7 protein-coding genes are annotated in these 7,443 nt (G+C 60.6%); all 7 read left to right on the forward strand.

From position 1 onward, the window contains the following. Positions 1–290 (forward strand): transposase (locus AXK60_RS09730; protein ID WP_068982517.1); only part of this gene is annotated, 290 nt, incomplete at its 5' end. Next, positions 287–2,392 carry an FAD/NAD(P)-binding protein gene (locus AXK60_RS09735; RefSeq protein WP_082777937.1) on the forward strand — a complete coding sequence of 702 codons (2,106 nt, stop codon included), beginning with the start codon at positions 287–289 and terminating at the stop codon, positions 2,390–2,392. The genes AXK60_RS09730 and AXK60_RS09735, both read left to right, overlap by 4 nt. Beyond that, positions 2,385–2,753 (forward strand): carboxymuconolactone decarboxylase family protein, encoded by a 369-nt coding sequence (locus AXK60_RS09740; RefSeq protein ID WP_068570957.1) that lies wholly within the window; start codon positions 2,385–2,387, stop codon positions 2,751–2,753. Before AXK60_RS09735 ends, AXK60_RS09740 begins: the two co-directional genes overlap by 8 nt. A gap of 72 nt (positions 2,754–2,825) precedes the next feature. After that, entirely contained in the window at positions 2,826–3,620 is a 795-nt protein-coding gene (locus AXK60_RS09745; protein ID WP_068570958.1) for a sterol desaturase family protein, read from the forward strand. Between the two features lies 1 nt (position 3,621). Continuing rightward, the gene (locus AXK60_RS09750; RefSeq protein WP_068570959.1) at positions 3,622–4,917 is read left to right on the forward strand and encodes an O-acetylhomoserine aminocarboxypropyltransferase/cysteine synthase family protein; all 1,296 of its coding nucleotides are present in this window, start codon (positions 3,622–3,624) and stop codon (positions 4,915–4,917) included. After that, complete coding sequence (locus AXK60_RS25755; protein ID WP_082777938.1) at positions 4,917–6,212, forward strand: FAD/NAD(P)-binding protein; 1,296 nt, start codon at positions 4,917–4,919, stop codon at positions 6,210–6,212. The genes AXK60_RS09750 and AXK60_RS25755 overlap by 1 nt, the downstream gene beginning before the upstream one ends. Before the next feature lie 324 nt (positions 6,213–6,536). Then, a partial coding sequence (gene aceA, locus AXK60_RS09755) for an isocitrate lyase (protein ID WP_068570960.1) occupies positions 6,537–7,443 on the forward strand: 907 nt, incomplete at its 3' end.

A 7,443-nucleotide genomic window follows, 5' to 3' on the forward strand; every position in this document is an offset into this window, starting at 1 on the left:
ACACCGGCCTGCGGAACCTCCCCCTGCACCGGTTCGCGAAGAACCGGATCTGGACCGCGATCGCCGCGCTGGCTGCCGACCTCATAGCCTGGACCCAAATGCTCGCCCTGACCAGCCATGATGCCCGCCGGTGGGAACCCAAACGACTGCGCCACCGACTCTTCTGCATCGCCGGATCCATCGCCCGGCACGCCCGCCGCACCCGCCTGCACCTCGCCGCGACAGCCCCCGACACCGGCCTGCTGATCGCCGGCCTACAGCGCCTGAACCGGATGCGAGCACCCACATGACCGACACGACTTCCTTGACAATCCGATCACGAAACACCCCCACGGGACAGTGGAACCCGACGCCACCCGACGCAACACCGGGCCGCATCACCATGCCCACGAACGAAACCCTCACTCGAGGACACCAATCCGAAACCGATCAGGAGGGGACGACCACCTCACGAAAGATCGAGGCTAACACCGAACACACACGAATGGGGAGTAACGTGGAGCAAACAATCGCAATCGTTGGAGCAGGACCGCGCGGGCTCGCTGCCTTGGAGCGGCTAGTCGAAAACGCCCGCGCACACCGCGAGACCTCGGTTGAGGTCATGGTGTTTGACGACACATCGGTAGGTGCGGGGAAGGTCTGGCGCCCGGACCAAGCCCCACAACTCCTCATGAACACCGTCACTTCGCAAATCACGATGTTCACCGATGACACCATCGAGTGTGATGGTCCAATATGCCCTGGCCCGAGCATGTATGAATGGCTCAGCGAAGGGCATTGCAACGCTATCGACGATTTCACACTGCGGACTGAGGCTGCGATGCTCGACGCCAACGACTATCCGAGTCGAGCGCTATACGGCCACTACCTCCTTTGGTGCCTCAGCCGCACACTCGACCGGGCCGCTCAAAACGTCGCTGTCACACCGCACCTCGCCAGAATCTCGAACATCGCTCAGGCGGGGCACACGTGGCTGCTCGAGACCGATACGGGACGTTCCCACGTTGCAGACAGCGTCATCCTCACCCTCGGCCATCTGCCGGCATCGCCACAAACCGACGCACTCGCGCGATTCGCCAGCCAAAACGACGTGACGTACATCCCGCCAGCGAATCCAGCTGACGTCGACACCTCGTCAATTCCAGCCAACCAGTCCGTTATTCTGCGCGGACTCGGCCTGTGCTTCTTCGATTACCTCAGTCTGCTCACTGTGGCACGGGGTGGCCGATTCGAGCGGGCCGACGGCGACGGCACGCTCCGGTACATCCGCTCCGGACGAGAGCCACACATCATCGCCGGCTGCCGCCGCGGCGTTCCGCATCACGCGCGCGGCGCCAACCAGAAGGGGGTGTCGGAACGCCACGAACCTCGCTTTCTCACGCAATCGGTCATTGACCAGATGCAACAACGAGCCGCGGCCGGGACCCCGGTAGACTTCAACACGGACGTCTGGCCGCTGATTCGAGCTGAGGTCGAGTTCGCGTATGCCAAAGCCGCTCTCCCGGCCGTTCCTGAGAAGGAGATCTTCAGCGCGGTCGCTGAGGCCCCAACAGCCAAGGCGCAGGTGCTTAGCCAGCTGGGACTGCCAGCCGACCGCCAGTTCAACTGGCACAATATTCTCAACCCCGCAGCTTCGGCCCCAACACAGACCAGCGCTGACTTTCGGGCGTGGCTCCTGGACTACCTTCGCTCCGATCTTCAGCTCGCGCGCGAGGGCAACAAGTCGAATCCGGTCAAGGCTGCGGTAGACGTTATGCGCGACCTCCGCAATGAGGCTCGCCAGGTCATCGACCACGGCGTTGTCTCCGCTCATTCGTACCGGGAGCACATCGTCAGCACCTACACCCCCAACAATGCCTTTCTGTCGATCGGGCCTCCGGCGTCTCGAATCGAAGAGCTGATTGCGCTCATCGAGGCCGATGTCGTCTCGATCGTGGGCCCCGGGATGCGTGTCGATCCGAGTAGCGACGGACGATTTGTGGCGTATTCGCCCGCGATCCCCGACAGCACGCATTCTGCAACGATGCTTGTCGACGCCCGGCTCCCGGACATGTCTTCCCAGTTCAGCGGCGACCAGCTCCTGACGAACCTCATTGCGTCCGGCCTCGCTCGCGTGCACCAGCTCGATCAGGGATTCACGACATACGTCACGGGCGCGATCGACGTTACGCCGAGCCCGTATCGGGTGGTGGACCGTGACGGAGGAGCGCACAGGAACCTGTTCGCGTTCGGTATTCCCACTGAAGGTGTTCATTGGGCAACAGCAGCCGGAGTTCGGCCCGGCGTTGGATCGGTCATCCTGAGCGATGCTGACGCCGTCGCCCGTGCCGCTCTCGGCCTACGACGGAACAGCACCGAGCTGGCCGGATCAGGAGTCTGCGGAAATGAGTGACAAGTTCGACACGGGCGATCGGGTACGCCGAGAAGTCCTCGGCGATCACTACGTCGAGACCACGTTGACGAACTGGGCGCCCGCCAGGCCCCTGCTTGACCTCATCACAGAAGCGCCGTGGGGATCTGTGTGGGCACGCGATGGCCTGGACCGGTCGACGCGCAGCTTGATCACCACCGCGATCCTCGCGGCGTTAGGTCGAAGCGAGGAACTGAAGCTTCACATCAAGGCCGCAATCGACAACAACGGAACCAGCCCGGAAGAACTCGTCGAGGTCGCCCTGCACGTTGCGGCCTACGCGGGGGTGCCGGCCGGTCTTGAGATGGCCAAGACAGTGAACAAGATCGACCAACGGCAATAGCTACTGAATAGCTGTTACGCCTCAACCGCACCACCCAACACCGCTAAACTGATAAAACAGGGAAGCTCAACCGTGCAATTGATCGCGATTCAGATCATAGTCTTGGCCCTCCTCGGACTATCCGAGTCAATGATTGGGCGTGAGTGGAAGCAATCCAAGCAACTCATCGTCACACGACGGACGCGCAATCTCACCTTGACCGTCATAAGTCACGCGGTACTGCCACCTTTTAGTGTGGCGCTGTCCGTCCCGCTGCGCCATCTTCTTCACGCCAATCTGATTGCGCAGCTGCCGATCATGGTCGGCATCGTTACCACCGTGCTCATCTTGGATCTTGCCGGCTACTGGCTTCACAGGATGAACCATCTTATCCCATTACTGTGGCGTTACCATCAAATCCACCACATGGACAATGATATCGATATCACAACAGGTGTACGGGTGCACTTCCTGGAGTCGCTCACCCAACAGGCGGTTCTCCTTGCGATCGTTACGACACTCGGCGTGCCAACGCTGTACTTCACGGTCTTTCTGATCACATTGTTCGTAACCTCGGTGTTCCATCATACGAACGTTCGCCTTCCCGGCCATGTGGAGAAGTGGGTGAGTCGGGTTATCAACACCCCGAAGGTTCACGTGATTCATCACCATGCTCGCCACGCTGACAACAATTCAAACTACGGCAACGTGTTCTCTTGGTGGGACCGCATATTCGGAACGTTCAACCGTGCGCAACACACACCGTCAGATCGCCTCGGGGTGTCCTACGCGGACGACACAGGAGCCGCCGCGCTCACTCTGTTGCCGTTCAAACCACGCCAGCCGTGGGACACGCAGGCGTCTCAGCGTCAGGCCAGCCGGAGTTAGAATGACACCCCATTTCGAAACAGACCAGCTTCATGCCGGAAGCGCAACCACAGCTCATGGCGCACGTGCCCAGCCGATCTTTCAGACTGCGTCATTCGAGTTCGAGTCCACGGAGCAGGCCGCTCAGCTCTTCGAGCAGAAGGCGAACGGACACGTCTACTCGAGGATATCCAATCCGACGAACGACGAGCTCGAACAGCGCATTGCAATCCTCGAGGGTGGCGTCGGCGCTGTAGCCGTCTCATCCGGACTCGCGGCCGTATTTTACGCTGTCATGAACATCATCGATAGCCGTCACACCAATCACATCGTGACGTCTCCGAAGCTATTTGGCGGCACGTACACCCTGTTCAGCCGCACCCTGAAGCAGTTTGGCATCGAGGTCTCGTTCGTTGACGATCCTGATGATATGGACAGTTGGCGCCGAGAAGTTCGTCCGCAGTCAGCAGCCCTTTTTGGTGAGGGAATTTCTAACCCCGGCGGCGAAATACTCAATATACCTGAAGTGGCAGAGGTTGCACATCGCAGCGGCATTCCCTTGATCGTTGACAACACCGCGGCCACGCCGTATCTCTGCCGCCCCATCGATTGGGGCGCCGACGTGGTCGTTCATTCCGCAACGAAATTTCTTGGCGGCCACGGGACATCCGTTGGAGGGATTATCGTCGACGGCGGCACATTCGACTGGACGACCGGACGGTTCCCAGCGTTCACAGTGCCCGACGAAGGCTACGCAGGACTCCGCTACGTGGATCGCCCAGATCCGTTTGCCACCAAGATCCGATTGAACTTGCTTCGAGACATCGGCGCATGTTTGGCGCCACTCAATTCCTTCCTCATCGGTGTTGGTATCGAGACGTTGAGCCTCCGCATGGAACGTCACGTGACCAACGCTCTGGCGGTGGCAGAGTTTCTAGACAGCCATCCGCTTGTCGAATGCGTAAACTATGCATCATTGCCATCGTCTCTTTGGAATTCACTCGCGGCCAAGTTGTGCCCCCTTGGCCCTGGTTCGGTTCTTAGCTTTGAGGTCAAAGGAGGTCGAACTACGGGACAAGCGCTTGTTGACAGTTTGTCGCTATACAGCCATCTTGCCAATATTGGCGATGTCCGCTCGCTCGCACTGCATCCGGCCTCAACCACCCACGGCCAGTTGAGCGCTAGTCAGCTTGCCGCGTCAGGCGTGACGCCAGGCCTGGTGCGACTGTCGGTCGGGATCGAGAACATCGCGGACATCATCGATGACCTCGATTCAGCGCTGAGCGCGGTCGAGGGCCTATTCGAGGAACATACCTAATGGTGCGCGTCGCGATCATCGGTGGCGGCTTTGCCGGCGCCAGTGTCGTCTCGGCGCTTGCGGACACCGCGCCAGGCGCGGACCTGGTAGTCTACTCGCCAAGCGACATTCTGGAGAGCTCCGCGTTCCACACGGATGGCGACGGTCGACTTAGTGGGCTCACGAATACCGACCTCGATACCTTCAGCCTCGGACAACGATCGCTAACGACGAGACTGCGCGCCATCACGCCGCCTGGCTCGAACTTTTGCAAACGGACTGACGTCGGACGCACGATCAAGGAGCACCTCGAATCGGTGACATTTTCGCTGCGGACGACCACCATGGTCAGCTACCACAAGACAAATGACGGGAAGATAGTAGTCACAGGCAACGATGGCAGCCAGCAGCGGTTTGACCATATTGTGTTGTGCCGCGGCTACAGCGACCCCGCCATTCCCGTCGCGCTCCGTCAACTCCTCAATAACGTGCCGTCCTCGAGTGCCGTGCTAGATCCGTACGCACCATCGGCGTTAAGCCAAGTTGCGCCGTCCAACCTGATCGTCGGCATGGGCCCAACTGCAGTTGATACAGCATTGGCGCTGTGCGCTCGCGGCGAGCCCTGTCACCTGGTCTCGCGCAGCGGATTGTTTCCGGCAGTCAAACTAGCATCACCACGCGGTTCGGCCGTGACTCAACTGCACTATCGGCTACCGCGCCCGTCCCATGGTATCGCGAATACGGATTGGGCGAACTCTGTCATACGGGCGATCGATTCGGACTCGTTGCTTCCGGTCCAACCCGGTGTCGACGACACGAATCATGCCGGTTCTGTCCTGAATGATGATATCGACGCGGCGTTAAGCACTCCAATCTCGGCGTCATGGTCCAGACACTGCCTCGATCTGATCGATACCATGAACACCACCTTTCGAGGCGAGGCGACCACCATCGCACCTGATCTAAGTCGTGCGCTTAATGCACTGTGCATCGATAACGCGCTGCAGATTCAGAAGTTTCTGGAGATCGGCTTGTTGACAACGTCGAAGTTTGACGCCAGCAGCATCGGTTTCACGCGTCACGGTTACACGACCGACGGACATCGCTTTTTTAAGCGGTTAGTGCTGGCAGCAGGACGCGGACGCGTCCGGTCACCGATTCAGCGCAGTCCGATCATTCATCGGATTGGAGCGGAAGACCCGTCGTTGCCGATTGTGAATGGCGTTCATATTCTTTCGGCATCGGCGGTTACGGTTGCGCACGCGATCTGCGGTGACGTCGAGCTGCCTGCGGCGAGGCGGTGTTCTCGCCGCTGAGCTAGTATTCTTCCTCGAGACGCCTGGTTCACTCTCGGCTTGGCGCAATTCGCGGAATTGTGCATGACACTGGAAGTGGTAGAAATCACCTTGACGGGCACTCGTAGCGGAATCGATGGTTTGAGCGATGGCGATTCTGGGGGGGGCGCGACGGTGTGGAAAATATGTCTACGAGTTTCCGGCAAGTGCGGTGGCCAAACGGTGCTGGTCTATGCTAACTTGATGTTTACAGTACGACTGTACTGTAAGCAATGACGGCGACTCGCTGACCGTTTCGTGCGGCGAGTCGAATCGACGCAGATGATGATGAAGGGAACTTCTGATATGGCTACGAGTACCGTCGGACAGCCGAGGACCGCCGCAGAGATCCAGCAGGATTGGGACACCAACCCGCGCTGGAACGGCATCAAGCGCGACTACACCGCCGCTCAGGTGGAGGAGCTCCAGGGCTCCGTCGTCGAGGAGAACACGCTCGCCAAGCGCGGCGCCGAGATCCTCTGGGACGGCGTGACCAAGGGCGACGGCTCGTACATCAACGCCCTGGGTGCCCTCACCGGCAACATGGCCGTGCAGCAGGTGCGCGCCGGCCTCAAGGCCATCTACCTCTCCGGCTGGCAGGTCGCCGGCGACGCGAACCTCGCGGGCCACACCTACCCGGACCAGTCGCTGTACCCGGCCAACTCGGTTCCGGCCGTCGTTCGCCGCATCAACAATGCGATGCTCCGTGCCGACGAGATCGCCAAGGTCGAGGGCGACAACGCCGTCGACAACTGGGTCGTGCCGATCGTCGCCGACGGCGAGGCCGGCTTCGGTGGCGCGCTCAACGTCTACGAGCTGCAGAAGGCCATGATCGCCGCGGGTGCCGCCGGTACCCACTGGGAGGATCAGCTCGCCTCGGAGAAGAAGTGCGGCCACCTCGGTGGCAAGGTGCTCATCCCCACCCAGCAGCACATCCGCACCCTGACCTCGGCCCGTCTGGCCGCGGACGTCGCGAACACCCCGACCGTGGTGATCGCCCGTACCGACGCCGAGGCCGCCACGCTGCTGACCACCGACGTGGACGACCGTGACAAGCCCTTCCTCGACGGCACCCGCACGTCCGAGGGCTTCTTCGGCATCAAGAACGGTGTCGAGCCCTGCATCGCCCGTGCCAAGGCCTACGCGCCCTACGCCGACATGATCTGGATGGAGACCGGCAAGCCCGATCTCGAGCTCGCCAAGAAGTTCGCCG

This window comes from Tsukamurella pseudospumae (assembly GCF_001575195.1).
GTDB lineage: Bacteria > Actinomycetota > Actinomycetes > Mycobacteriales > Mycobacteriaceae > Tsukamurella > Tsukamurella pseudospumae.